Origin of the sequence: Virgibacillus proomii, assembly GCF_900162615.1 — a bacterium.
Classification (GTDB): Bacteria; Bacillota; Bacilli; order Bacillales; family Amphibacillaceae; genus Virgibacillus; species Virgibacillus proomii.
In genome coordinates, this window is record NZ_FUFN01000009.1 from 509,307 (window position 1) to 533,865 (window position 24,559).

Here is a 24,559-nt window from a genome sequence, read left to right on the forward strand (position 1 = left end):
ATATATGATTCAATTTAAAGATGTTGGGCTCGTCTATCCAAATGGGACAGAAGGGTTAAAAAATATTAATTTAACTATCAATGACGGTGAATTTGTCGTTATTGTCGGACTATCAGGTGCTGGAAAATCCACCTTAATTCGCAGTATTAATCGTCTTGTCACTCCGACAAGCGGGACATTATCCGTTGACAATGAAAATATTCTTCATTACCGAGGTAGAGAACTGCGAAAGTTGCGGACAAAAGTTGGTATGATTTTCCAAAACTATAACCTTGTTAACAGAACCAATGTGCTAAAAAATGTGTTGGCAGGCCGTTTAGGTCATACAGGTACATTACGGTCTATTTTAAATTTGTATAAAAAAGCAGATATCGCGTTGGCATATGAAAGCCTGAAGCGTGTAAATATAGGAGAAAAAATATACAATCGAGCTGATGAGCTAAGTGGCGGACAGCAGCAACGTGTCAGTATTGCTCGTGTACTTACCCAACAGCCAAAATATATTTTAGCGGATGAACCCGTTGCTTCACTGGATCCACCGACATCTCACCAAGTAATGACCTATTTAAAAAAAATAAATAAAGAAGACAACATCACAACGATTGTCAATCTCCATTTTATTGATATGGCGATGGAATATGCAGATCGGATCATTGGCATGCGAGCAGGTGAAATAGTATTTGACGGACCGGTGTCTAAAGTAACAGAAAAAACGTTCGAAGAGATCTACGGTCGAGCAATACGTGAAGATGACTTGCGTGGGGGGGCGAAAGAATCGTGATAAAACAAACACATCATTCGCCGGCGGGAAAAGCACCATCTATATATCCAGTCAAAACAAAATTGCAAATTACCATTGTATTCTTTTTCGTACTCGGCTTTTATTTATTTAGTATGTTCTGGACACAACAAGAGATGGTTGGTGGCTTTGGTAATGCAGTAAGTAATATGTATGTCGTTATTGAAAAGTTTTTTCCACCTAATTTTGAAGTAATACCTAAAGTCTGGAAAGAGATGGCTCAAACTGTTCAAATGGCAATTATTGCAACTACATTAGCCGCGATTTTAACAGTGCCATTAGCTATTTTATCAGCACAAAATATTACAACCTTTAAGCCATTGTATGTCATTACTCGCACCTTTTTAAATATTTTACGTACCATTCCTGATTTAGTATTAGCAGTTGTATTTGTAGGTTTATTTGGTGTTGGGATTCTGCCAGGCATTTTAGCGTTGTTTATTTTTTCATTAGGCATTTTAGCAAAACTGATTAGTGAAACAATTGAAGCAGTTGATATGGATCCACTTGAAGCTATGCGCGCTTCAGGAGGAAATATTTTTCAGGTCATTTTTTATGGGCTTATCCCGCAAGTATTACCACAGTTTACATCATTTGTACTGTATGTATTTGAAATTAACGTGCGAGCTTCTGTTGTATTAGGACTCGTTGGTGCTGGTGGAATTGGTTTAATACTTGATCAACAGCTTGGTTTTTATAATTATCCAAATGCGATGGCAATCATTATTTTAATTTTTATTGTCGTCATTGTGATTGAATATATAAGTACTAAATTAAGGGAGGCATTGATTTAATGAGCTCTTATTCATTACCTCCAAAGCAACCAAAGTCTGTGTTTAAGAAAATAAAGTATATCCTCATCGCTTTAGCTTTAATTTCCATTTATATTTGGACGTTCTTAGGGATTGAAATTGACTGGGGGAGATCATTTGAACGGATGCTAAGTAATTTTGACCGTGTTATACCTAGACTATTTAGTCCGGATTGGTCAGCTACAGAAGAAGTTGCTTTAAAGATTTGGGAGACGGTGCTTATTGCCTTTGCTGGATCACTAATGGCAGCAATATTAGCTATTCCATTAGGCTTTCTAGCTGCAAAAAATATGACAGGCAGTAAAATCCTTGCTACCATTGGTAAATGGATTTTATCAGCAGTACGTGCATTCCCAGATATTATTCTTGCTATTTTATTTGTTGTGGCTGTTGGTCCCAATGCTTTTGCAGGTGTTCTGGCGATTGCAATTGGTTCAACTGGAATGCTGGGAAAGCTTTATTCGGAAGCCATTGAATCGATTGATATGAAAGTTATTGAAGCAATCGAAGCAAATGGCGCAAACAAAATTCAAATTCTTTTTTATGGCGTTATCCCACAAATTATCCCTGAGTTTTTATCCTATGCGATCTACCGCTTTGAAGTAGATATTAGGGCTTCATCCATTTTAGGTATTGTTGGTGCTGGCGGGATCGGTACAATGATTATTTTCGCTTCCAGTAACCGTAACTGGAACGAAATGGGATTAATTTTATTAGCTATTATCATCGTTGTCACCATTATTGACTTTATCTCTGCACGGATTCGGCGAAAAATCATCTAAAAAAAGGGGCATCCGTGGTTTCATTCCACGGATGACTAACTTTTTGCTTTTTAACCAAGTAAAGTCGAGATTGCATTGTATGGAAAACATTCAAAAAACTGATAAAATGTTGACATCTGACTTCATGATCTTTTTATCCTCTTTCTGAACATGTACTGACTCTATAAACATAAAAATTTTTATGCGAAATCCACTTCTCTCGCTAAAATTCATAACGATAAGAAAGGATGCTTATGTTGAAAAATGATAATACAAAGCTGCTAATTTTATACACAAGTGATGTTCATGGTCATATAATGCCAATAAATTATGGAACAAAACAAGAAGCTGTTGGCGGCTTGGCAAGATTTAGTACTGTAGTAAAAGAGATTCGCAGTAAATCTGATCATGTCCTTGTTCTTGACAATGGAGATCTGATTCAAGGCACACCATTGATGACCCATTATATAAAGCAACACAGTAACAAACCTAATCCTATGATAAAAGCAATGAATAGGATCAACATTGATGCCGGAGTGATCGGGAATCACGAATTTAATTTTGGTCAACAAATTTTACAGGCGGCCATTGATCAGTCAAACTATCCATGGATTTCAGCTAATATTATTGATAAAAATACAAACAAGCCCAAATACGGACCACCTTATATTATTAAAATAATCAATAAAAGTATAAAAGTCGCTATTATTGGTGTGACTACCCATTACATACCCAATTGGGAGTCAAAAGAACATATTACTGGTCTTCATTTTACTGATGCCCTTACTACTGTAAAGGAATTAGTTCCTTTTGTTCGTAAAATGGAGCAACCTGATTTAGTAATCGTTGCTTATCACGGTGGGTTCGAGCGAGATATTGAAACTCACGAAGTAACAGAACCATTAACAGGTGAAAATCAAGGATACGAAATATGTCAGATTGATGGCATTGATATACTCCTCACTGGTCACCAACATCGGCAATTAACCGGTTATATTAATAATGTATTAGTTATCCAACCTGGAAATAATGGGATCGCCTATGGAGAGATTGAAGTAGTATTTGAAAACAGCAGAACGGGTTGGAAAGTAAAGGACAAGCAGGCTTCTGTTCAACTTTTATCGGATATACCACCTGACAAGGAAATATTATTAGAAACGGAAGAGATTGAACAGTCTACCCAAAAATGGCTTGATCAACCGGTTGGTTATATTAAAGGTGATATGACGATTGATGATCCTTTTTTTGCTAGAATAAAAAAACATCCATTTATTGAATTTATCCAAAAGGTACAGATGGAGGCAAGTGATGTGGATATATCAGTTACGTCATTATTAAATAACAACTCCAAAGGCTTTAAGTCTACAGTTACTATGCGAGACGTTGTCGCTAACTATATGTATCCGAATACGCTCGTCGTTTTAGAATTGCAAGGAAAAGACATGAAAGCAGCTCTAGAAAAAAGTGCAGCTTACTTTATGCTGGATGAAGAAGGAAATATTATAGTTAATCCTAGTTATGAGCAACCAAAACCCCAGCATTATAATTATGATATGTGGGAAGGAATTACCTACACCATAAACGTTGCAAAGCCAATTGGCGAACGAATCGAGAAATTGTGTTATCATGATCAACCAATTATAGAACATGACCGCTATCATGTGGTATTAAATAACTATAGAGCAAGTGGTGGAGGAGATTACACCATGTTTCAAAATAAACCGATTGTTAAAGAAATTCAAAAAGATGCGGTTGAGTTGATACGAGCATATTTTGAAAAATATACAACCGTAGAAGCTACTGTAACGGAAAACTTTTCCGTCGTGGCTAAGTAAGCGACTGAACAAAAGCTTAAAGAGCTAAGTTTACTAAAAGCCGAGCGTTAAAGCTAGAAATGCTTGGTCAGTGACGTACAAACTGGAAGCTTCCCCAGAAATAATGTGAAACTTCATTCAAAAGATACTTTTCTACTTGAATGAGCAGATCACAATCTCCGTTCGTAGGTGTCTTTGAAAAACAGGAATGTCTTGCTGCCAAAATGCCAACGAATTTGAAAAACTTGGCTTATCACCAAGTCTGCGAAAGCTATCTTTTTTCTTATACGATAAAGTGAAACTTCATTCCGTGGAATGCTTTTTACACGGAATGTTAGTTAAATCAATCGGGCATTTAGGGGCCGTTTTTCTCATCATGTTTGCAACATGATTAGCATATTTTTTGAAATGAGAAAAATACGGCTCCTTTTTAAATGCAAACTGTTCACTCGACAAAACTATGCCATCCCGAACTTCTTGGTTTTTTATACCCTTCTACACTAAATTAATCATCATATGCTTCCGTTTCAATATCTTGCTCTAAGATATCTCCTGTTTCTGCATTAATTTCAAAGTCTGCTTCTTTCTTGCCATTCCTTAACTCTACTTCATAAATTAACTGATTATCGTCTTTATCTAATTCAACACTTATAACATCACCGTCAAATTGCTTATTAGCAATTTTCTTAGCTTCTTCTACAGAAATAGAGTTCTTTTTATCCATATTTTCCAAAGCAGCGTCATCATCGTGATCCTCTTTGGTTCTATCCTGTTTTATTTCTTTTTTACTTTCATGCAAAACTTCGCCTGTATCTCCATCTAATTCTAAATCATATTCGGTATTGCTATTTTGCACTTCGACTTCATATACCGCTTTGTTTTGATCTTTATCTAACTCAAACTCTGTAATGGTTCCGTCATATTGTTCCTGAACCATACTTCTTATTTTCTCACTATCAAGTTTTGGATTTACTTCATCAGCATTTGTATAGTAAACACCTGACCCTAATATAACCGCTCCTGCTACAGCTCCAATAATAATACCTAGCTTTTTTTTCATTTTTCTTCACTCCTTGTTTGTTGTTATTTATATCATAACCATAGGGAATAAGAACACTGTGTGAATAAGATTAGAATTCAATGAGAAATAGAAGGATTTTCGGTAAGTATATTTAGAAATGTTGCTATACAGCTAGCATTAGTGTCGCTAACTTACTAATTGATGCGAAATTAATTCCACCTGTAAAAACGGAGATAATTTCCTAAAAAAGGACAAATGAAAAACTTCTGGTCATTTTTCACCAGAAGCTAATCATCATCTTCTCTTTCAATTTTTGTAAATAAAATTTCGCCAGTAAAAGCATCAATCGTTATCTCTGCTTCATCTTCCCCATTAACAACTTTTACTTCATACACAAAACTACCTTCTTCCTCCTCTAGTTCAAAATCTTCAATCGTTCCTGCAAATTTTTCAAGGGCAACTTCCTTGGCTTGCTCCTCATGAACAACTACTTTACGTTCTTCGGAATTGCTTTTGTCTTTATCTTTAATCATATTATCTTTTTCAGTAGAATCTTGTACATCTTTCGGTTGATTATCTTGTTTTTCTTGTTTATCCTTCTTTTTATCTGGAGTACTCCGTTCTCTTAAATTCATAACTTCTCCCGTTTTCTCATTTATTTTTATTTCGAAAATCTTTCCCTCATGATCGATAAGGGCATAATAATAGCCGCTTTTTTCATCCTTTTCCACATCACCTTTAATTTTACCAGGATACTGGTTTGAAATAATATTCTTAGCTTCTACTTTTGTTATTTCTGCGCTTGAAGATGTGGAACCAAAATAAAATACACTAAAACCAATTAAAGCTAAACCAATAATACATGCAAGGATAACTCCTGTTTTTTTATTCAATGTTCATCACCCCTTGCTTTTTTCTTATCATGTATGTGCAAAAGAAGAAATTCGAAGTGTTCGATTTTACGGTGTTCTGTTTCAACTTATCCTCTTATAGCATACAATAGCTAGCTGAGAAGTAAATGTTAATGACATTAAAATTTGCTAAGAATTTCGATAGGAAGTGTAACGATAAACGTTGACCCCTCGCCCATCTTACTTTTCACCCTAATCTCACCTTGATGTTCTTTTACAATCGTCCTAGCTATTGCTAAGCCCAGTCCGGTTCCACCAGTATCCCGACTTCTCGCTTTATCCACCCGGTAAAAGCGTTCAAAAATACGATTCTGTTCTTGTTCTGGAATACCCGATCCGTAATCTCTTACGTTGATGATAGCCTGCTTATTTTTTTCTGATAAACGAATCTCTACGCGATCGTTGCTATACTTTAAGGCATTATCAATCAATATATAGATAACTTGTTCCAACTGATCTTTATTTCCAGTAAGAATAATGGAACTTTCCGGCTTATGAAATCGTACCTCTCTTCCGTACGCACCTTGAAAAGTCTTTACCGTTTCCTCTATTAAAGTAACAAGATCAACCTGTTCCATACTAGCAGCATGTTTATTTTTTGCTAATACGAGCATTTGCTCTACTAATTTACTCATGCGATCTGCTTCCGAGTCAATTGCTTCCATTGCTTCCTTAACAAGTTTTGGGTTGTCTATTCCTCTACGCTTTAGAAGCTGTGCATAGCTTTTTACAATTGAGATTGGTGTTTTTAATTCATGGGAAGCATCGGAAACAAAAATCTCCTGTTTTTCAAAGTTATCTTTTAAATAATCAATCATTTCATTAAATGTCATTTCCATTTCATATAATTCATCACGGGAACGGTTTTCTACATTAATTTTTTTCCAATTGCCCTTTTTCATATTTTCTTGCATCGTTTGAATTAACATTTTAATTGGATTTAATAAAAATCGACTCAATATATTTCCGCCAAATATAATTGGAACTAATATAATTCCAGACGAGACAAGTAACACATAAAATAAAGTTGTCATCGTACTATCCAAGGTTGTTAACTGATTCGATACCTGAAGCGTAACTACTTCACCTGCATGTCTACCGGTCCCCCAAATAACTGGTTTATTTATAACTGCAACATTGGGCGCATTCTTTTGTTTGATAATTTGCTGTGTTTCTTTCGTGGAAAAATCTAATGGTACATCATACTTAACTGCCTGCCCACCAGAAATAAATACCGTGCCAGCTTGATTAACTACACGAATCATCCCTTGCTGTGGAGAGAAGGAGCGAAATAACTCTTTCGAAGCGACATCAGGCTGTTTTTTAATCGTCTCAACTAATCTTTCCGTTTGATGTACTAGATCCTCTAAGTAACCATCTGTAGAAATTTTATAAAACAACATGTAGATTGCTGTATTAATAATTAATATTACAATTAGCATAAACAAGCTGGAGTATAATTGGATTTTTGTCTTTAGCTTCATGTTTCCATATCCTTATTTTTTATTGTATAGCCTACTCCTCGAACCGTTTGAATATATGTCTGATCATATCCTTTATCTATTTTCTGTCGCAAATAACGGATGTAAACATCAACAACATTTGTATCTCCATAATAATCAAATCCCCAGACGTCTTCGATAAGCTGTTCTCTAGTTAACACGATATTTTTATTTTTTAATAGACAAACGAGTAAATCAAACTCTCGAGGTGTTAATTCAATCTGTTTTTCGTTGCGTTTTACTTCTCTGCTGCTAACATTCACATACAAATCACCGACTGTAAAAACATCCCCATTTTCTCGTTTACTAATCGGATTACGTAAGTGTACACGGATCCTGGCTAGTAACTCTTCAATTTGAAACGGCTTTGTTATATAATCATTTGCCCCTAAATCAAGACCACTAACTTTATCGTGTACTTGATCACGTGCTGTTAACAATAGAATTGGAGTTGTTTCATCGAATCTTCTAACCCTCCGCAGAACCTCCAATCCGCTTAGTTTTGGTAACATAATATCAAGTAGCACGAGATCCCATTTTTTCTGTTCCATCTCCGCTAACGCGATTTTACCGTCTTCAGCTATTTCTGTCTCGTAATTTTCATATTCCAACTCTAACTGAAGTACTCTGCTTAATTTTTTTTCATCTTCCACAATCAATATTTTGGGTTTCTCCATGTTTACACCTGCTTTTTATATAGTGCTAACTCATTCATTTTCTGTATATTATTACCTAAGTTAGTATGTTTTATCTTTTTTTCACATGTTTCATTCTCTGTACTTATGGACTTGTGAAATAGTAGGCTACCTAAATGTCATAGGATATAGCGTGTTTACTTAAAAATATAATTGCAATAATATATAAATAGCTATTTATACAATTAGATTAGTTATCAAAGCAATAGCTAACGAACTCCCTATGGCTTCTAAAAACAAATTTACCTTACCGTCGATTATTGAAAAATAATAATGACGCAAATCATTACATTAAATAATAGTTCTTGTATTTGTAAAAAAGTATCTCTTTAAATTTAATAAAATGTTTTATAGGTAATAGGTTTCAACCGTATTTCGACTTAACTTAAACATAACAAATAATTGGAAAAAAGTCTGCTATCGTTGGGTCTTAGCGTATATACATGTATTCCGCAGTTCATCCCCTTCTACTGATCTAGCGTGATTATAAAAAATGCCTTCTAATACAAACCCTAGCCTTTCTGGTATTGCCCTGCTACGATTATTTTGTTCATCACAACGTATTTCCACTCGATTTGCTTCTAGCTCTTGAAATGCAAAATTCGTCAATCCAGTTACCGCTTCGGACATAAAACCTTGCCCTTCGTATCTCGTATCAATCCAGTAACCTATTTCAAACTTTGGTACTTGCCAATTAATCCGATGCAGTCCAGTACAGCCGAGAAATGCTTTTGATTGCTTATGAAATATATGGAAGCGTAAATCTTCTCTTTGCAAAAATTGGATCTGTGCTTCACGAACATTTGCTTCTGTCTCTTCAAGCGTTTGCTCCTGCTTTGCAAACGGTAACCATTTTTTTAACTCTGGTCGACTTGCCTGAATTGCTTCATGAACAGCTTTTCCATCTCCGGGAAGTGGTAGACGAATCAGTAATCTTTCGGTATGAATTTCATGGGGGAACTCCTTTAAAACTGGATTTACCATCGCTCTCTTCCTTTCACGAATAATTTTTATCTATTATACTTAGTAATAAGAAAGATGAAAAGAGGTGCCATGCTGTTAGTTAACGGAACTTGCTTGTTTTACTGGTTAAATTAAACTATTTGTTCTATAAGATGTAATCTGGAAAGTAAAAAAGAAAAGAAGCCTTTGACTAAACCAACGAGGTTATTATGCCTGCCACTCCGTATAAAGTTTTCTCTGAAGAAACACTGGCAACGTTTAAATAAAAAGGCTGATCATACCTATACAATTCTTGAAACTGGGAGTAACCAACACCTTAAATTGCAAGGTAAAAACGTTAAAGGGGGAATGATCGTGTTAGCACTTGATCATATTGTAATCGCCACACACAATCCAAAAGAAGCAGCGAGACAATTTAGCCAAAATCATCATGTAAAAATAGTTGCTGGTGGAGAGCATGGAAGCTGGGGAACGTATAATTATTTAGCATACTTTGCTAATGATTGTTATATTGAATGGCTTGGAGTCGTAAATAAAGAAGTTGCAGCACAGGCTAAAAATCCGCTTATTATCCAACTTGTTCATTCATTAGAAACATCACAGGAAGGACCAATACAATTTGCATTAAGAACAAATGAACTTGCCTACTTTGCCGATTATTATTTACAAGCCTCCATACAGGTAACGGAGCCAATCCCAGGAAATCGAAAAAAACCAAACGGGTCATCCCTATCATGGAACATGCTGTTTCCCCATGCAGATGATTCTGTTCCGTTTCTAATTGAATGGAAAGAGGGAATAAACTTGCCAGATAATCCTCATTCGATTAACCCACAAACAATTACCGAAATTACCTCCCACTTACCAGTTAGTACGATTTCGGTGCTTTATCAAGTTCCAGCTAAGAAAAACATCCGGTTACAAAATACTCAATTACAACTAGAAAGTGAAAAAGGTCTATCCTTTACAATAAATTAAAGATGTTATTTAGAAGCTTGTTGTTTTACATTGGGTGCTTATTTTAAGCACCAACCTGCCTACACATAAAAAAGGGTTTGCCGATAACCATCAGCAAACCCTAATATTTATGCTAAATGTTGGTGCAGAAAATCCTTTACCGATTCAGGAGTTTTTGTGTAAGCACTATGTTGATGTGCTTTTTTCTCCCCAGCTTGGAAAATCAAGATGCTTGGAATTCCCATAACCTCATATTTTTCAGCAATACCTTTCACGTCATCCGTATTTATTTCATACCATTTATAATTGTTATATTTATTAATAATATCGCCAATAAACATATCCAGTCGTTTACAATCCGGACACCAGTCGGCAAAAAATTTAATGATTACAGGCTTCTCGCTTTGAATAACTTGATTGAAAGCTTGTTCTGTACTTAATCGTTCCATACTAACTCCCCCTCTCCTGCCCTTTATTGTAACCATTTTTATATCGTTTGTCTTACCATTTGCTTTTTGCCGTTAGATTGAACTATACATACTCTACTCTTCCTAAAATATAAGCTGCTGCTAATCCAACAGTAAATGAACCAATACTAAGCAGCCCGATATTCACAGATGTTGGCCAGCCGGGAAATACAACAAAAATAGATCCAATAACCATACCGACTATAATGGCTAATGTGGCGGTGGTGAAATGGGTTAAAAAATAATTAACCACCTTACTCATAAAAATTATCCCAATCACAATACCAACGCCGGTAACTGCAATAATATCGAGTTGAAAATTACTTATTGCACTAATAACCGTTGGGTAAACACCGATAACAAGTAATAAAAACGACCCGCTGATCCCAGGTAAAATCATTGCAGCACTAGCAATCATACCGGAAAAAAACAGCAAAATATACGTAGAAGTATCTATTTGTGTAATGACCGCAGCCTTTCCTTCATTTAGAAAAACCATTGATCCTACAATAATAGCACCAATGAGCAATAATAAAACATGGTTTAACTTAAATGTTTTCTTAGCATCTGCTTTATAAAACAAGTATGGCAAGATACCGATTATTAGGCCTAAAAAGAAAAATTGAGTTGGTGCTGGATAATGATCAAATAACCACTCAATAACACGGCTCAGCACTAATATCGCAGTTACAACACCGATACCAAGCGGTATTAAAAAGCCTAATTGTTTCTTCCAATCCTTACTTAGCAAACCATTGATGGCCGCTATTAATCTATCATATATTCCTAATAATACTGCAATTGTCCCTCCACTTACTCCTGGGATAACGTCACTTGCTCCCATTAAAATTCCCCGATAAATATTTTTCCATTCCATGTTGATCAATCACCCTTCAGATCAAAGTCATATTTATATTATCCATCGTCGATTAGTCATTCACAAATTCATGTCAATTGCTATAAATGATGTGCTAAAAGTCTAGTAACATAACGTAGCTAACTTCTTCATAGACTAGCTTCTTACAGTTCAAAGTAATTGCACTATTCCAAGTCACATCGAACTCGCTCCATCCTTTTAGGAACATGAACCAGAATACATAAAATTATCATATCAAATAATCCTTGCTTTTTATAGCAGTAAATTGTAAAATAAGTCCACAGGCTACTTTGTATAACAAGGTAGCTGTTTTTAAAAACGCTATATTGTTATGCAAGGTAGGTGAACAAATGTCGTTACGAAGTCAATTGCTAAAGGGGATTTTGGAAGGATGTATTTTAGCGATTATGAATAAAAGACCTATATACGGCTATGAGCTTTCCGTTGTCTTAAAAGAATTTGGACTAACCAATATTAGTGAGGGTTCCATCTATCCAATTTTACTACGATTGCAAAAAGAAAAACTGATCAGCGGAGAAATGAAAAAATCAGAAGCTGGACCAAAACGAAAATATTATCAATTGACTGCTAAAGGAAAAAAAGCATTAGCTGAGTTTAATCAGCAATGGGAATTGATAAAGCATCCAGTCGATCGAATTTTAAAATCGGGAGGGAATAGATAATGAATGCAAACGAATTAATCTCCATAAATAACGAAAAGCGCAACCAACTAAACGAAGAGAATTTAGCTTTCTATGAAGATATGCTTGTTTATATTCGAACAGCTAGTAATAAATCTGAACAACAAACGGAAGAAATTTTATTGGAATTGTTGGAGCATTTAATTGAAGCCCAATCCGAGGGGAAAACAGCAGAGAATATATTTGGTCGTGATCCGAGGGTTTATTGCGAAGAACTAATTAATGAGCTCCCTAAAGAAAAACGCAAATATAATCTTTTATTTGCAACGAGAATCATTATCCAAGTTGCAGCTATTTTCTCGATCGTCGATGGAGTAATTAGCTCTGCTCTTTATTATTTCTTTCATAAAGGCGAGAATACGGCTACCTTGTACCTTGGCTCCTCCTTGATTTCTTTTATATGTTTTTTACTTCTACTCTATATCTTTATTAAATTAGTATTTTGGTGGTTAAAACGTTCCACCTTCGCAGGAAAACGAACTAAAAAATGGGTAGAATTTCTCCAAGCTTGGATCGGTTCCACCATCTTTATTTTACTATTCTTAGCAATTGTGTATTTAATTCCTGAATTTGGACCAGCAATTCAAATACCAACACTTGTACTGATCGGGATAGGTCTTACTTTATATATTGTTTCTTATCTGTTAAGAACAAAGGCGCAAGCGCCCGTTTAGCAACGTAGTGAATGGAACGAATCAACCGAGATAAAGGAATCACGGTGAGTTGACGAACCGATGATGACTTATCGTAGGGCGATTTCGTGAAGTCGCATCGTTGCTGGGCGATGGAGCCGGACGTGACTAGTCGGTTATTTCGCTATCGAAAAAAGAAAGGCAAATTTAATTCGCTTGCCTTTCCTTTTTTAGTAAATTATGGCTCCATAATTTTTAATTCAGGCATCCACTGAGATACATGTTCCTTTATTTCATAGTAGTATTCCTTTGTACCTTTTAAATCTTCATTCGTCACTTTAGCTAACGGCAACACTTGAAAATCAGCTTCCTGTTTGAATTTTACAAAGGTAGGTAAAAATGCAGGGTGATTAACTTCAATGGTCGTTTTTCCGTCTTTTTCTGACTTGGTAATCTGAAATTTTACGATCCCGCCAAAACGACGATATATTTCATCTTGTCCGGATAAAAAATTTCCTAAAGAATAAGCTACAAACATTTTATTTCCATTTTTTCCTTTTACCCAATTAAATGGCTGAAGAACATGCGGATGATGACCAATAACAGCATGAACCCCTTGATCCGCAGCAAATTGTACTAAATCTTTCTGTTCTTGATTTGGTAACATCTTATATTCTGTGCCAACATGCAACTGGAGAATAACAGCATCAGCTTGTTTTTTTGCCTGTGCAACATCTTTTGCTATTTTCTCCTTGTCGATTAAGTTCACTAAATAGTCCTTTCCCTTTGGAACAGGTATACCATTTGTACCGTACGTATAAGCTAGAAAAGCGACATCAATTCCTGCTTCTGTTTTATAAACGCGTATCCTCTGTTGATCTTTCTTACTTTTATAAGCACCAGTATACATCATATCAATTTTTTCCCAATGCTTAATTGCTTGTTGGATAGCTTTTTCTCCACGATCAAGCGTATGATTGTTCGCTAGTGTTACAATATCGACACCAGCATCTTTTAATGCATCACCAACTTCAAAGGGGCTATTAAAAGAAGGATATGAGGATAATCCAAGAGCTTGTCCACCAATCACTGTTTTCTGATTAGCTGTAGTTATGGTTGCATCTTTAAGAAATGGTTTTACGTCTTTGAGCATCGGCGTAAAATCATAACCGTTTTTCGTTTTTGCATCCTCATATACCTCACTATGAATGAGCATATCACCAACTGCAGCTATTGAAATTTGTTGTTTTAGCTGGTCTTTTTTCTCTATCATTAGCTTTTTTTCCTGATGATTATTTACTTCCAATTGTCGGTCATTGCTACAACCAATAATGATCAAAAAACAAGAAATGACAATAATTGCTTTTACAATTCGTTTAACCATTTTGTCTGCTCCTTATCGTAGCTGTACTTTTTTATCATATCGGAAGTACTAATGCACATGTTTAGAACGAAAAAAATTACCTGTTCAAGTATAAAGTAACACTTCATTCACGGATTGCTGTTATCCTTGAATGAATAAAGATGACACAACGTCCTTGAAAAATGCGATATATCGCTGCCGAAGTTTTTTTGTTGATTACACGCTATTATGATCGAGCTCCTTATCGACCAAAACCATAATTTCCTACATATTATTCCTGTTTGTCTATTATGTGTTCTACTCCATCTTCATTGTAAGATTCTAAAATTATTTTATTGTCATTATTTTGATAGTAAAAGTAGATTTTATTATCGTTTTTCAATTTGATAATACTTACCATACAATTTTTATCGCCTTTTAAATTAGAGATAAATGGTTCACTGGAGAGAATATCATTTTTGGGAACGTTTTGTTTAGTTGTTACATATTCAATCACATTATTCTCTAGACTTTTTTTCTTGTAGCTAACGTAAGTAAAGAAACTGCCTATCAGAACAAGTCATATTAATAATATATTCTTTAATTTTTTTCCCCTCATTTCTACCTCTTATCCTCCTTATTTACTATATATATTAACTTTATTAATACTAGGATAAATGGTGATTAATGTATATTATTTTTTGGGCAACATTAGGTGCCGTTATTTCCCATTAGGCTTCTTCAAATTTTTCATAACTCTTGCAGTGGGAACCCTTCGTTAGATGTGGCATAAATATTGAAACTAACTATATGCTCACAGCTTAATTTGTGAACTATCGTTCCCGATTATAACGCATTTTCTCGTTTTTCTTTAAAATACTCCGTTACAACAGTAATTTTTTAGAATTCTATGTTTATTTTTTTTCCTTAAGGGAATAAGAGAAATATAACCATATTACTTATGAAAGGATTTTTGATAATGCAACACACACCATATCAGCCTACCAAGAATAAGCAGCTGACCGCTGCTCAAGAAGTGCTCTATGCTAAAGCATTTAAGCAAGCAGATATTGCTGGTGGCTTTCGTAAACCACGTGTGAAACAAGCAAATAAAGAAAATCCTAATCAAAATTAAACAACTTCATACTGTAAGCATAGTTTTCCCCTATTATGAACTCCCGATTTGTAAAGTTTTTTACAAATCGGGAGTTTTTTTGAAACAAATTTGTCACTTATATCGTACTACCTACTAACAAAATAACCAGGAGGTTTACTGAATGTCTTTAGCAGCAATTGAGTTAGTCGATGTCAAAAAAACAATCGGCAAAAAAGAAATTATTAAAGGTCTCTCTTTTTCAATTCCAAAAGGAGAAGTATTTGGCTTTATCGGGCCAAATGGTGCTGGTAAAACAACGACGATCCGGATGATAGTTGGTCTAATGAAGTTAACGGATGGAGATATTTTAATTCAAGGAAATAGTATCAAGACGAATTTTAAACAGGCTATTCGTGAAGTTGGAGCTATCGTAGAAAATCCGGAAATGTATCCATTTATGACTGGACTGCAAAATTTAAAACATTATGCTCGTATGGTCCCGGGAGTTACGAATGAACGCATTCACGAAGTAGTTAAACTGATAGGACTTGAAAAAGCGATTAATGAAAAGGTTGGAAGATATTCGTTAGGGATGCGCCAACGATTAGGGATTGCCCAAGCATTGCTACATAGACCGTCTGTATTAATACTTGATGAACCAACTAATGGATTAGATCCCGCCGGAATTCGGGAAATACGGCAACATATTCGAAAGTTAGCCACTGATGAAAATGTAGCGATTATTATTTCTAGTCACTTGTTGTCCGAAATTGAACAGATGTGTGATCGTATTGGCGTCATTAAAAATGGAAAACTGATTAAAATTCAAAACGTTGGTGGTGAAACAACAGATAACCTAATCCACCACATTGAAATAAAACCACTAGATAAAGCAATCCAATTATTAAAAGATCAATATCAAATAGAAGCGGTTGAATTAGATGGTAACTTATCTTTCCGTTGCGAAAAAGAGCAAGTGCCTTCGATTATTAAAAGTTTAGTAGAAAATGATTGTGCTATTTATCAAGTAAATGTAGCAAACGGTACACTAGAGGATCAATTCTTTGAACTGATTGGAGAGAATACGATTGAGTAGAATGTTAAAATTAATTCAAAATGAACAAGCAAAAATATATATCCGTAAGTCATCTTGGGTGATGTATATTATTTTAGCCGCCATTCTTATAGGGTTTGTCTTTATACAGAAAAACTTTGCTGATTTAAATACGGAATATCAAAATGATGATTGGCGTCAAGTTTTGGAAGATGAGAATAAAAAACTAGAGAAAGAAATGAAAAAAGATGAATTTGCAGCAGAAATGAATCCTTCAACTATTGCTAAAAATAATTATTATTTGGAAAACGACATTCAACCAGAGCCCTATGATGCTTGGCAATTTACGAAAGATGCAGTTTTAACAGTCAGCTCTCTTGCTGGTCTCTTTACTATAGTTATTGCTGCAGGAATTGTAGCTAACGAATTTAATTGGGGGACGATCAAACTCCTGTTAATTCGACCAATTTCTAGAAGCAGCATACTATTATCTAAATATATCGCTATTTTGTTATTTGCGTTATATACCCTTATTTTTGGTCTTATTTTTAGCTGGATATTAGGAGCTATCTTTTTCGGGGTTAATGGCTTAAATCCTTCCATAGTAGCAGAAACAGCGAATGGCTTTAAAGAACTCGCAGTTGTGCCGCAAATTTTTATTAATTATGGTTATCAATTGGTGGGGCTTGTAGTAATGGCTACTTTTGCTTTTACTATTTCAGCGGTATTCCGTAACGGCTCGTTAGCAATTGGTGTCGCCATTTTCTTGATGATGGGGTCCAGCACCATTGTAAGTTTCTTCCTTGATAAAGAATGGGCAAAATATATTCTATTTGTCCATACTGACTTAAGCCAGTATGCTGAAGGAAATGAACCGATTATTGAAGGGATGACACTTGGCTTTTCAATCACTGTACTGATCGTTTACTATGTTATATTCATGCTTTTGTCATGGATTGTTTTCACAAAAAGAGATGTCGCTGGTCAATAACAGATGACTATAAGCAACATGGGAGTATTAATTTTTAAAGTAGCGTATTATAATAGATGCATAACTATACCCTAAAGTTATCGACCTTTGCAATTGAGGTGTTTTCAGTGAAGCGGTACTTAACAATATTTTTCATTGGCTTAAGCGCAGTTATTTTAGTAATTGGGTTACGTACAAATACTCAATGGAGCGGTATTGTTTCCTGGGGATTATCCTTTATATTCTTAATATGCGCTGCATATTTTACAAAATATATTTCAAACGAAGATGAAGGAAAATAAAGTGAATCTTGGAATCAGGGGAGGATTCTTTTATCCCCCTCTGATTGTTAGAATGAACAGCATCGGCATTTGACTTGCAGTTGGATCCTCCACCCTCGGGTTTGCCTCGTAGCCTGGAATAGAGGCCTTACCACAAGTTACATGCAGGATAAATGTTTTCACACCCCAAGAAAAAGTACTGTCAAAAAAAGTGATCTTTGCACAACAAAAAGCAAAGATCACTTTTTTAAATATTTTCTAATAGAGGCAAGTAAAAAACTTTCAGCGCTATTACCGATTAAAAGGAATACTTATCTTTTATATCTTCGGGTGCTATTTTAACCATCCACTGCAGGATAAATAGTAACAGTGTAACATCATCCACCATACCAAAACCAAGTAAGAAGTCGGGAATTATATCAAAAGGAAACAGAAAATAACCGGTGATAACAGCTACAAATAGAAGCTTTTTGGATTTACTAACTTCCTTTGATAAAAAGAAATCTTTTACAAAAGGAATTGACTTATGAAATGTAAACAAAAAACGGATTCTCGACCATATTTTTCTCATCTATAAACACCTTTAATCTCTAGACTTCTAAACAACTTTATTATAAAGAATAAATTGTATGAAAAAGCATAACATACCTAACTCCCGTAGCTCAATTAAAAAGCTTGTTCACTTTACCATTATCGTTACTTCTTACCCAATCACGATCTGTTTGTTAACAAGCTTGACCATTAGACCAGTTTATGTATGATTTAACAAATACTTGTAAAAATGAGGGATAGCACATTATAATAGTAGCAAATTTATCTTTGCTTTTTGATAAAGTCTGGGTATAAAATATGGCAAATTTCCTTGTAAAAGGACAAAAAACGATGTACTTTTTAAAATTATTAATTCCAAGAGAAAGGTAAGTAAGTGCCATAAAAACTCCAAGAAGGAAGTACAAAAATTTCTTGTCTAATTTGTACGGAGTTTTTGTCCCTGAACATTCCTCTACTAAGTTGTTTGGGCATGGTTTCTATTTAAACCGATTTTTCTTTACAGTAAACTACACTATCTTGAACTTTAACTTTTTTTGAGCCCAAGCGCTATATATTCACAGCATGGTACTACAGTATCTTACACTGTTAACATACCAAAAACTCCCCTTAAGGAAAACAGATTTTTATTTTTTAATCTGTCTACCTTAAGGGGAGCATATCACTTTCCTATCGCTGGGGTAAATTTCTACTTATTTTTTTTCGCTGCTTTTTCACGTTCGCTCTTATTTAAAATCTTTTTCCGTAGACGAATAGACTCCGGTGTGACTTCACAGTATTCATCTTCATTTATATATTGTAAAGCTTCTTCCAAAGACATATGACGTGACTTACGAATCGTTATCGTTTGATCTTTTGTTGCTGAACGAACATTTGTCAAATGTTTTTCTTTCGTAATATTTACAGTCAAGTCATTATCACGATTATGTTCTCCAACAATCATACCCGCATATACTTCAGTCCCAGGAGTGACAAAGATAACTCCACGATCCTCTAACTGCATAATCCCATAGCTTGATACTTTCCCATTTTCTAAAGCAACAAGTACGCCTTCCCTTCTTCCGCCAACTTGTCCTTTAACTACAGGTTCATACCCCTCAAACGTATGATTTAGAATTCCATATCCATGTGTTTGCGACATAAATTCGGTTGAATAACCTAACAAGCCCCGAGATGGTACCTTAAATTCAAGTCGAACTTGTCCATTCCCTTGGTTTATCATGTTGAGCATTTCGCCTTTTCTTGCACCAAGTGATTCCATTACAGCCCCTGTATATTCTTCAGGCACATCTACTTGGACACGCTCCACAGGCTCGCATTTAACTCCATCAATTTCTTTAATGATAACTTTTGGCTTAGATAATTGTAATTCATAACCTTCACGTCGCATGTTTTCAACTAAAATGGATAAATGTAATTCGCCACGACCAGAGACAGTCCATGCATCCTTAGAGTCTGTAGAATCTACTCGGAGACTGACATCTGTCTCCAACTGTTTATATAAGCGTTCTTCAATTTTCCGTGACGTAATATATTTACCCTCTTTTCCGGCAAATGGACTATTATTGACATGAAAAGTCATCTGTAATGTGGGTTCATCAATTCGCAACCAAGGAAGCGCCTCAGGATGATCTTCTGGACAAACCGTTTCTCCTACATTTAAATCTTCCATTCCAGCTACTGCTACAATATCTCCGGCAACTGCTTCTTTTATTTCAATTCGTTTCAAACCAATAAAACCAAACAATTTAGTAATACGGAATGATTTTTGTGTTCCATCTTTTTTCAACACCACAACACGCTGGCCAACGCTCATGGTTCCGCGGACTACTCTACCAATACCGATCCTGCCAACATAGTCATTATAATCAAGTAATGTAATCTGAAATTGTAGTGGCTCTTGTCGATTATCCACTGGGGCAGGAATATACTCTAAGATAGTTGAAAACACTGGATCCATAGTAGCTTCCTGATCATCGGCTTCATATCCAGACGTACCATTTAGTGCTGAAGCATAGACAACTGGAAACTCTAATTGATCATCATCCGCTCCAAGTTCAATAAATAAATCCAATACTTCATCAATTACTTCATTCGGTCTGGCATTTGGACGGTCAATTTTATTTAACACAACGATTGGTGTGAGCTTTTGCTCTAAAGCTTTTTTCAAAACGAATCGTGTTTGCGGCATCGTTCCCTCAAAAGCATCAACTACCAAGATAACGCCATCGACCATCTTCATAATCCGTTCTACTTCTCCGCCAAAATCCGCATGACCGGGGGTATCTAAAATATTTATTACTGTATGCTTATATTTTATGGCTGTATTTTTAGCCAGAATTGTAATCCCACGTTCTCGTTCAATATCTCCAGAATCCATCGCTCGTTCATGCACTTGTTCATTCTCACGAAAAGTGCCTGAATACTTCAACAGCTGATCAACTAAAGTTGTTTTCCCATGATCAACATGGGCGATAATAGCGATGTTACGAATATCTTCTCTTAATTGCATACGTACTCTCCTCTATTTTGTAGGGAATAAGAAAACCATTCAATTATAACACAATCACCTATGAAAAGTAAAAGGATTCATAATTGTCACCTGGTAAACACAATTTCAAATTTCGCTCCTCCTAAGTCCGAACGTTTAACACGGATCTTCCCATTCGATTGTTCAATTATCGCTCTGGCAATTGCAAGACCTAGTCCTGTCTCGCCGCCTTTTCCCTTCACAAAGCGGTGAAAAATATGCGGTATTAATTCTTCCGATACTCCTTCTCCATCATCTTCAATGGTAATCATAATATTCTTATTTTGTTCAAAAATATGGAGATGTACTTTTGACTTCGCGTGACGGATCGCATTAAACGTTAAATTTAATATTGCACGTAATAACTTTTCTCCATCAGCATATAATTGTGGAGAACCATCGATCATATGTTTTAATTCGATTCCTTTTTCATTCACAATTGGAAGTGTCCGATCAATCACCTGTTCCAAAATTTGTGAAAGCTGCAAGTTTTCAGGAGTATAGACGTCAGGTTCACTATCCAATTTCGCTAATAAAATCATTTCATTGATGATTTTCTTTAACCGATTTACTTCTGTTACCATCATTTCAAGACCTTTTTCTTCTTCTTGCTCATCAAAAATCTTATCGCGTATCCCTTCTGCATAACCTTGGATAGTCATCAGTGGTGTCTTTAACTCATGACTAGCATTTTGGAAAAAGGTCTGCTGAGAATTAATGTAACGTTCCAGTTCCTTTGCCATATCATATACACTTTGCTCAACCTCTTTGATTTCCCCAGTTGCTTTAATTCTCTCAACGGCATTAAACTGTCTTTTTTCTATTTTCTTTAATTGCTTTTTTAATTGGGAAAGTGGTGTCACAAGCTTACGAGTTAAAAAGTAACTTAAAATAATCGCGATAGCACCACCTAATAAAAACACGATCATTAATCGAAAAATAAAGCTTTGTTGGACGGATTCAAGATCACTCAATGGTGTTAAGAGAATCAATTCAACCCCAGTGCTTTCTGGTGCAAAAATGATGCGTGATGTAACAAATTTATCTCCCTTATATTCCCATAAAGTCTTATTTTTATCGGAAAAATCATTTTTTTTGAAAAAACCAGCAACAACATTTTCCGGAAGTGTCGGGGATACAGCGACATTTTGATTTCTATCATAAATAAACATTTGCAAACCTTGATCTTCCAGTAAATTATTTAAATTACTAAGGTTTGTACCTTCATATTGATTGTTTAAAACATCGACGATTAAGTCTCCTTTTTGTCGTAATTGTCGCTGTTCATCTTGAATAAGCATATCTAAAATCAGTGAGTATATAACATAACCTGTTATTGCCAGAATTACTAGCAATAACGTGGTAAAAGCGGAATTTAATTGAGATTGTAGTCTCATGTTGTATCTCCTTCATGACGAAGCCGATAACCATATCCCCATACTGTTTCTAATGGTAAATCAGGTAATTTTTTACGAATTCGTTTTACTAAATCATCCACCGCACGGTCACTTCCGAAATAATTATCTCCCCAAATTTTAACTAATAGCTCATCTCTTGAAAAGGCACGGTTAACATTTTCTACAAGAATTAACAACATATCGAATTCTTTGGTTGTTACTTCACATTCTTCATTATTAAAAAATATTCGACGTTCTTCTCTATCGATCGTTAGCTTATCGACGGTGATTCTTCCATCATTTGCTTCTAACGTTTTAAAAGTTGCACTGGAACGTTTAAATAGTCTTTTTACTCTTGCAACCAATTCTCTAGGGCTAAATGGCTTTGTTAAATAATCGTCGCTACCAAGCTCCAAACCAAGGATCTTATCAATTTCTTCATCTTTTGCAGAAATAATAATGATCGGGACTTCACTTTCTTTTCGAATTCTTTTACAAAATTCGTAACCATCCATTCCCGGAAGCATAATATCTAATATCCACATATTCGGAGGACTCGTTTGCCATAACTCCCAAGCCTCCTCAGCGGACTCCAGTAAACTAACCTTAAATCCTTCGTTTTTTAAATATGCTGATACTATATTACGTATATTTGCATCATCTTCGACAATACCGATATGATTATTCATATAGCTTCACCTTTTCTCCATTATTTATTTCTATTTTTACATAAAGTATACGATGTTACAGCTAAAACGGTTTTACACATTTATTCCACATTTATACCAAATGTTTACCAAAGTAAGTGGGTATACTATAAAGTAACAATGGGAACTTCATCAAAAGCATCTATTACCATTGAAGTGACCGTTTCATTATATCAGGCCGTAACAAGCATCTATTCCGCGTCCCCCTGACTCCCCTCGGCGCTTTCAGATGTTTGCTTATAGGCCTGTACTCTAATTTTCTAAAAGGGTGTGAGGTAAATGGATTACAAAGATGAAAATCAGCACAACACGCTAAATAAAAATACAGAAGAACTTGAAAAAAATAAAGTAACCAACCAGGCTTCCGATCAGCACTTCACCGAAGAAACAGAAAATAATGATACTTTTGCTGATAACCATTCAACCTCAAAAACAAAAAATCCTAAAAATAAATCCTTGCTACATTTTGTTTTAGGGGGAATCTCCGGTGGTATTGTATCTATTATTTTAATTATAGCATTAGTTTTTACAAATGTTATTCCCCTAAACAATGGAGGTAATAAGGGATCCTCTTCTGCAGAAGAGGATAAATCTCCTGAAGTGATTGAGACACTTGCCTCAGAGGATGCAGATGTTGCGACAAATATTGAGGAAACATCCAAAGCAGTGGTTGGTGTCATTAATATGCAACAACAAAACATTTGGACGGAAAGTGAAGAAGCAGGAACTGGTTCTGGGATTATCTATAAAAAGGAAAATGGTAAAGCTTATGTAATTACCAACCACCATGTGGTAGATGGTGCAGAGGAAGTAGAGGTAGCGGTTAATTATTCAGACGAGCGCTTAAAAGCAAAAGTATTAGGAACAGATGAATTAACCGATTTAGCTGTTTTACAGGTTAATGGAGATAAAATTACTACCGTTGCTAATATGGGGTCTTCCAAAGATCTTAAAGTAGGTGAAAATGTGATGGCAATTGGTAACCCATTAGGTATGGAATTTGCCAATACTGTTACAAAAGGTGTAGTAAGCGGTTTAGATCGTTCTGTGCCGATCGATACAAATGGAGATGGACAACCTGATTGGATAACAGAAGTCATTCAAACCGATGCTGCTATTAACCCCGGTAACAGTGGTGGAGCACTGGTTAATGGCAACGGTGCTGTTGTAGGGATTAATTCTATGAAAGTTGCTCGCCAAGAAGTAGAGGGAATTGGTTTTGCCATTCCTGTAGACGCAGCATTACCAATTGCTGAAAAATTGGAGAAAGAAGGAGAAATTAAGCGGCCAATGATCGGTATTACAACTGCAGCTATTAATCAAGTTCCGCCTCAATACCGCATGAATTTCCCACTCCCTGAAGGTGTAAAAGGCGGCATGGTAATTGCAGAGGTGCAAGAAGGTTCACCTGCAGCTAAGGCTGGCCTTCAAAAATTTGATGTCATCACTAAAATTAACGGAAAAGAAGTTACATCCATCTTAGAACTACGTAAGCTTCTTTACTCTGAAGCTTCCATTGGTGATAAAGTTGAAATTGAATACTATCGAGACGGAAAGAAAAAGACAACAAACATAACTCTTGAAGCAAGAGATAACCCTGAAGAAAACACCGAACAATAGAAGAACCCTTCCTCCAAGCTGCTGCTTGGGGGAGTTTTTTATTATCTTTTATTGATTTTGATTTAAAAATTAGCTTGTTCAGCACTACCACTTTTTGTATA

23 protein-coding genes are annotated in these 24,559 nt (G+C 35.4%); 11 read left to right on the forward strand and 12 right to left on the reverse strand.

Annotation, left to right across the window (positions count from 1 at the left end):
* Positions 1–4: 4 nt before the first annotated feature.
* From phnC to BN1066_RS05145, 4 genes are all read left to right on the forward strand, one after another.
* Positions 5–781: a phosphonate ABC transporter ATP-binding protein gene (gene phnC, locus BN1066_RS05130; RefSeq protein WP_077318386.1), complete on the forward strand. Its 777-nt coding sequence runs from the start codon at positions 5–7 to the stop codon at positions 779–781.
* The gene (gene phnE / locus BN1066_RS05135) at positions 778–1,593 is read left to right on the forward strand and encodes a phosphonate ABC transporter, permease protein PhnE (protein ID WP_077318387.1); all 816 of its coding nucleotides are present in this window, start codon (positions 778–780) and stop codon (positions 1,591–1,593) included. The genes phnC and phnE (BN1066_RS05135) overlap by 4 nt, the downstream gene beginning before the upstream one ends.
* Positions 1,593–2,393 carry a phosphonate ABC transporter, permease protein PhnE gene (gene phnE / locus BN1066_RS05140; RefSeq protein ID WP_077318388.1) on the forward strand — a complete coding sequence of 267 codons (801 nt, stop codon included), beginning with the start codon at positions 1,593–1,595 and terminating at the stop codon, positions 2,391–2,393. Before phnE (BN1066_RS05135) ends, phnE (BN1066_RS05140) begins: the two co-directional genes overlap by 1 nt.
* Positions 2,394–2,626: 233 nt before the next feature.
* Positions 2,627–4,207 carry a bifunctional metallophosphatase/5'-nucleotidase gene (locus tag BN1066_RS05145; protein ID WP_077318389.1) on the forward strand — a complete coding sequence of 527 codons (1,581 nt, stop codon included), beginning with the start codon at positions 2,627–2,629 and terminating at the stop codon, positions 4,205–4,207.
* Between the two features lie 484 nt (positions 4,208–4,691).
* On the opposite strand, the gene BN1066_RS05150 is transcribed toward BN1066_RS05145, so the two are convergent.
* The 5 genes from BN1066_RS05150 to BN1066_RS05170 form a co-directional block, all read right to left on the reverse strand.
* A complete protein-coding gene (locus BN1066_RS05150) occupies positions 4,692–5,246 on the reverse strand; it encodes a PepSY domain-containing protein (RefSeq protein ID WP_077318390.1) in 555 nt (184 codons plus the stop codon).
* Positions 5,247–5,494: 248 nt separating this feature from the next.
* Positions 5,495–6,100: a PepSY domain-containing protein gene (locus tag BN1066_RS05155; RefSeq protein WP_077318391.1), complete on the reverse strand. Its 606-nt coding sequence runs from the start codon at positions 6,098–6,100 to the stop codon at positions 5,495–5,497.
* A 137-nt stretch (positions 6,101–6,237) separates the two neighbouring features.
* A complete protein-coding gene (locus tag BN1066_RS05160) occupies positions 6,238–7,602 on the reverse strand; it encodes a HAMP domain-containing sensor histidine kinase (RefSeq protein WP_077318392.1) in 1,365 nt (454 codons plus the stop codon).
* Positions 7,599–8,297: a response regulator transcription factor gene (locus BN1066_RS05165; RefSeq protein WP_077318393.1), complete on the reverse strand. Its 699-nt coding sequence runs from the start codon at positions 8,295–8,297 to the stop codon at positions 7,599–7,601. Before BN1066_RS05165 ends, BN1066_RS05160 begins: the two co-directional genes overlap by 4 nt.
* A gap of 435 nt (positions 8,298–8,732) precedes the next feature.
* Complete coding sequence (locus BN1066_RS05170) at positions 8,733–9,299, reverse strand: GNAT family N-acetyltransferase (RefSeq protein ID WP_077318394.1); 567 nt, start codon at positions 9,297–9,299, stop codon at positions 8,733–8,735.
* Between the two features lie 333 nt (positions 9,300–9,632).
* Here BN1066_RS05170 and BN1066_RS05175 point away from each other — a divergent pair, with 333 nt between their 5' ends.
* The gene (locus BN1066_RS05175; RefSeq protein WP_179104292.1) at positions 9,633–10,256 is read left to right on the forward strand and encodes a VOC family protein; all 624 of its coding nucleotides are present in this window, start codon (positions 9,633–9,635) and stop codon (positions 10,254–10,256) included.
* A 107-nt stretch (positions 10,257–10,363) separates the two neighbouring features.
* On the opposite strand, the gene BN1066_RS05180 is transcribed toward BN1066_RS05175, so the two are convergent.
* Together BN1066_RS05180 and BN1066_RS05185 are read right to left on the reverse strand one after the other, a co-directional pair.
* Positions 10,364–10,684: a thioredoxin family protein gene (locus BN1066_RS05180; RefSeq protein ID WP_077318396.1), complete on the reverse strand. Its 321-nt coding sequence runs from the start codon at positions 10,682–10,684 to the stop codon at positions 10,364–10,366.
* A gap of 82 nt (positions 10,685–10,766) precedes the next feature.
* Positions 10,767–11,579, reverse strand: a complete 813-nt coding sequence (locus BN1066_RS05185) for a DUF368 domain-containing protein (RefSeq protein ID WP_077318397.1) — start codon at positions 11,577–11,579, stop codon at positions 10,767–10,769.
* 350 nt (positions 11,580–11,929) lie between these two features.
* On the opposite strand from BN1066_RS05185, the gene BN1066_RS05190 reads away from it, so the two are divergent.
* Together BN1066_RS05190 and BN1066_RS05195 are read left to right on the forward strand one after the other, a co-directional pair.
* Positions 11,930–12,262: a PadR family transcriptional regulator gene (locus BN1066_RS05190; RefSeq protein ID WP_077318398.1), complete on the forward strand. Its 333-nt coding sequence runs from the start codon at positions 11,930–11,932 to the stop codon at positions 12,260–12,262.
* On the forward strand, positions 12,262–12,954 hold the full coding sequence (locus BN1066_RS05195) for a DUF1129 family protein (protein ID WP_077318399.1): 693 nt from the start codon (positions 12,262–12,264) through the stop codon (positions 12,952–12,954). The genes BN1066_RS05190 and BN1066_RS05195 overlap by 1 nt, the downstream gene beginning before the upstream one ends.
* A 196-nt stretch (positions 12,955–13,150) precedes the next feature.
* Here the strand turns inward: BN1066_RS05195 and BN1066_RS05200 are convergent, their stop codons facing one another.
* Complete coding sequence (locus BN1066_RS05200; RefSeq protein WP_077318400.1) at positions 13,151–14,296, reverse strand: CapA family protein; 1,146 nt, start codon at positions 14,294–14,296, stop codon at positions 13,151–13,153.
* Between the two features lie 937 nt (positions 14,297–15,233).
* On the opposite strand from BN1066_RS05200, the gene BN1066_RS19765 reads away from it, so the two are divergent.
* The 3 genes from BN1066_RS19765 to BN1066_RS05215 all read left to right on the forward strand — a co-directional run bounded on the left by BN1066_RS19765 (position 15,234) and on the right by BN1066_RS05215 (position 17,395).
* Positions 15,234–15,389, forward strand: coding sequence for a YfhE family protein (locus tag BN1066_RS19765; protein WP_143695739.1), 156 nt, complete (start codon positions 15,234–15,236; stop codon positions 15,387–15,389).
* A 142-nt stretch (positions 15,390–15,531) separates the two neighbouring features.
* On the forward strand, positions 15,532–16,446 hold the full coding sequence (locus BN1066_RS05210) for an ABC transporter ATP-binding protein (RefSeq protein WP_077318401.1): 915 nt from the start codon (positions 15,532–15,534) through the stop codon (positions 16,444–16,446).
* A gap of 1 nt (position 16,447) precedes the next feature.
* The gene (locus BN1066_RS05215; RefSeq protein WP_342745594.1) at positions 16,448–17,395 is read left to right on the forward strand and encodes an ABC transporter permease; all 948 of its coding nucleotides are present in this window, start codon (positions 16,448–16,450) and stop codon (positions 17,393–17,395) included.
* Positions 17,396–17,953: 558 nt separating this feature from the next.
* Here the strand turns inward: BN1066_RS05215 and BN1066_RS05220 are convergent.
* The 4 genes from BN1066_RS05220 to BN1066_RS05235 all read right to left on the reverse strand — a co-directional run bounded on the left by BN1066_RS05220 (position 17,954) and on the right by BN1066_RS05235 (position 22,820).
* Entirely contained in the window at positions 17,954–18,226 is a 273-nt protein-coding gene (locus BN1066_RS05220; RefSeq protein ID WP_077318403.1) for a YkvA family protein, read from the reverse strand.
* Positions 18,227–18,892: 666 nt separating this feature from the next.
* Complete coding sequence (gene typA / locus BN1066_RS05225) at positions 18,893–20,716, reverse strand: translational GTPase TypA (RefSeq protein WP_077318404.1); 1,824 nt, start codon at positions 20,714–20,716, stop codon at positions 18,893–18,895.
* Between the two features lie 86 nt (positions 20,717–20,802).
* Positions 20,803–22,131 carry a sensor histidine kinase gene (locus BN1066_RS05230; RefSeq protein ID WP_077318405.1) on the reverse strand — a complete coding sequence of 443 codons (1,329 nt, stop codon included), beginning with the start codon at positions 22,129–22,131 and terminating at the stop codon, positions 20,803–20,805.
* Positions 22,128–22,820 (reverse strand): response regulator transcription factor, encoded by a 693-nt coding sequence (locus BN1066_RS05235; RefSeq protein ID WP_077318406.1) that lies wholly within the window; start codon positions 22,818–22,820, stop codon positions 22,128–22,130. The genes BN1066_RS05230 and BN1066_RS05235 overlap by 4 nt, the downstream gene beginning before the upstream one ends.
* A 297-nt stretch (positions 22,821–23,117) precedes the next feature.
* Here BN1066_RS05235 and BN1066_RS05240 point away from each other — a divergent pair, with 297 nt between their 5' ends.
* Positions 23,118–24,458: a S1C family serine protease gene (locus BN1066_RS05240; protein WP_077318407.1), complete on the forward strand. Its 1,341-nt coding sequence runs from the start codon at positions 23,118–23,120 to the stop codon at positions 24,456–24,458.
* Positions 24,459–24,559: the final 101 nt, after the last annotated feature.

What these genes read in the sequence shown, in the direction of transcription:
- phnC (WP_077318386.1), top strand. Translation starts at nt 5, where the DNA reads ATGATTCAATTTAAAGATGTTGGGCTCGTCTATCCAAATGGGACAGAA.
- phnE (WP_077318388.1), top strand. Translation starts at nt 1,593, where the DNA reads ATGAGCTCTTATTCATTACCTCCAAAGCAACCAAAGTCTGTGTTTAAG.
- BN1066_RS05145 (WP_077318389.1), top strand. Translation starts at nt 2,627, where the DNA reads ATGTTGAAAAATGATAATACAAAGCTGCTAATTTTATACACAAGTGAT.
- BN1066_RS05150 (WP_077318390.1), bottom strand. Translation starts at nt 5,246, where the DNA reads ATGAAAAAAAAGCTAGGTATTATTATTGGAGCTGTAGCAGGAGCGGTT.
- BN1066_RS05160 (WP_077318392.1), bottom strand. Translation starts at nt 7,602, where the DNA reads ATGAAGCTAAAGACAAAAATCCAATTATACTCCAGCTTGTTTATGCTA.
- BN1066_RS05165 (WP_077318393.1), bottom strand. Translation starts at nt 8,297, where the DNA reads ATGGAGAAACCCAAAATATTGATTGTGGAAGATGAAAAAAAATTAAGC.
- BN1066_RS05170 (WP_077318394.1), bottom strand. Translation starts at nt 9,299, where the DNA reads ATGGTAAATCCAGTTTTAAAGGAGTTCCCCCATGAAATTCATACCGAA.
- BN1066_RS05180 (WP_077318396.1), bottom strand. Translation starts at nt 10,684, where the DNA reads ATGGAACGATTAAGTACAGAACAAGCTTTCAATCAAGTTATTCAAAGC.
- BN1066_RS05185 (WP_077318397.1), bottom strand. Translation starts at nt 11,579, where the DNA reads ATGGAATGGAAAAATATTTATCGGGGAATTTTAATGGGAGCAAGTGAC.
- BN1066_RS05190 (WP_077318398.1), top strand. Translation starts at nt 11,930, where the DNA reads ATGTCGTTACGAAGTCAATTGCTAAAGGGGATTTTGGAAGGATGTATT.
- BN1066_RS05195 (WP_077318399.1), top strand. Translation starts at nt 12,262, where the DNA reads ATGAATGCAAACGAATTAATCTCCATAAATAACGAAAAGCGCAACCAA.
- BN1066_RS05200 (WP_077318400.1), bottom strand. Translation starts at nt 14,296, where the DNA reads ATGGTTAAACGAATTGTAAAAGCAATTATTGTCATTTCTTGTTTTTTG.
- BN1066_RS19765 (WP_143695739.1), top strand. Translation starts at nt 15,234, where the DNA reads ATGCAACACACACCATATCAGCCTACCAAGAATAAGCAGCTGACCGCT.
- BN1066_RS05210 (WP_077318401.1), top strand. Translation starts at nt 15,532, where the DNA reads ATGTCTTTAGCAGCAATTGAGTTAGTCGATGTCAAAAAAACAATCGGC.
- BN1066_RS05215 (WP_342745594.1), top strand. Translation starts at nt 16,448, where the DNA reads ATGTTAAAATTAATTCAAAATGAACAAGCAAAAATATATATCCGTAAG.
- BN1066_RS05220 (WP_077318403.1), bottom strand. Translation starts at nt 18,226, where the DNA reads ATGAGAAAAATATGGTCGAGAATCCGTTTTTTGTTTACATTTCATAAG.
- typA (WP_077318404.1), bottom strand. Translation starts at nt 20,716, where the DNA reads ATGCAATTAAGAGAAGATATTCGTAACATCGCTATTATCGCCCATGTT.
- BN1066_RS05230 (WP_077318405.1), bottom strand. Translation starts at nt 22,131, where the DNA reads ATGAGACTACAATCTCAATTAAATTCCGCTTTTACCACGTTATTGCTA.
- BN1066_RS05235 (WP_077318406.1), bottom strand. Translation starts at nt 22,820, where the DNA reads ATGAATAATCATATCGGTATTGTCGAAGATGATGCAAATATACGTAAT.
- BN1066_RS05240 (WP_077318407.1), top strand. Translation starts at nt 23,118, where the DNA reads ATGGATTACAAAGATGAAAATCAGCACAACACGCTAAATAAAAATACA.